This window comes from Acidiphilium sp. PM, assembly GCF_000219295.1.
GTDB lineage: Bacteria > Pseudomonadota > Alphaproteobacteria > Acetobacterales > Acetobacteraceae > Acidiphilium > Acidiphilium multivorum.
Genome location: NZ_AFPR01000211.1, coordinates 1 through 1179, shown reverse-complemented (window position 1 = coordinate 1179; position 1179 = coordinate 1). Strand labels below are relative to the sequence as shown.

Here is a 1179-nt window from a genome sequence, read left to right as displayed (position 1 = left end):
CTGGTCACGCTCGCGATCCTCGTGCTCGCGGCCGGATTCGGCTCGCACGGCGCCTTCTGGAGCCGGGTCAATCTCGACAATCTCCTGGTCGGCAGCGCGATCACGCTGATCCCGGCGATCGGCATGACCGTGGTGATCCTCACCGGCGGGATCGACGTCTCGACCGGCTCGATGCTCGGCCTCTGCACCGCGATCGGCGGCACCTGCTTCGCCGCCGGCTGGAGCATTGCCGCGACGATCCCGGTCTTTCTCCTCTCCGGCGCCGCCTTCGGCCTGATCAACGCGCTGCTGATCATCAACGGGCGCATCCCGCCGGTGATCGCGACGCTGGGCACGCTGAGCATCTACCGCATGTTCGTCTTCATCGTGCTCGGCGGCAACTGGATCACCCAGATTCCGCCGGCGCTGACGATGATCTTCGTGGTCGACCACCTGGCCTTCCTGCCGGTGGTCGCCGTCATCGCCCTCGTCCTGCTCGCCGCCGGCATGGTCTTCCTGCGGTATTTCCGCTGGGGCCGGCACGTCTACGCGCTCGGCAACAACGAGGAGGCCGCCCGCCTCGCCGGCATCAAGCCCGAGCGGATCAAGCTCGCCGCCTATGTGATGCTCGGCCTGCTCACCGGCCTCGCGGCCCTGCTCACCCTCGGCCAGAGCCCGATGGCGCAGACATCGACGGGCAGCGGCTTCGTGCTGCAGGTGATCGCCGCCGTCGTGCTCGGCGGCACGGCGCTGAGCGGCGGCCGCGGCACGCTGCTCGGCACGCTGCTCGGCACGCTCATCGTGCAGGTCGTCGATGACGCGATCGTGCTGCTGCACATCCAGCCCTTCTGGGGCGGCGTCGCCCTCGGCGCGGTGATCCTGGCCTCGATCGGCGCCGGCGCGAAACGCGAAGCGATGGAGACACGCTGATGCACGCTTCCGGCTTCGAACGAACCCGCCCCGTCCTGCTGCTCGCCATGGCGGTGCTCGCCCTTCTCGGCTTCGCCATCGGCCACCCCGCGATCCTCTCCGGCGCCAATCTCTCGAGCATGGCGGTGTTCGGCGTCGAGATCGGCATGATCGCCCTCGGCCAGACCTTCGTGATCTGCGGCGGCGATACCGGGATCGATCTGTCGGTCGGCGCGACGATGGCGCTCTCCCAGGTGATTCTCGGCCGCCTGCTGCATGGCGGCCTGCCCT

At 69.0% G+C, this 1179-nt stretch carries 1 protein-coding gene and 1 pseudogene; both read left to right on the top strand.

The window, feature by feature from the left end:
* Nucleotides 1-909 (top strand): ABC transporter permease (locus APM_RS09760; RefSeq protein WP_007423204.1); only part of this gene is annotated, 909 nt, incomplete at its 5' end.
* Nucleotides 909-1179: pseudogene (locus APM_RS09755) on the top strand (ABC transporter permease); the annotation flags it as partial. The gene APM_RS09760 and the pseudogene APM_RS09755, both read left to right, overlap by 1 nt.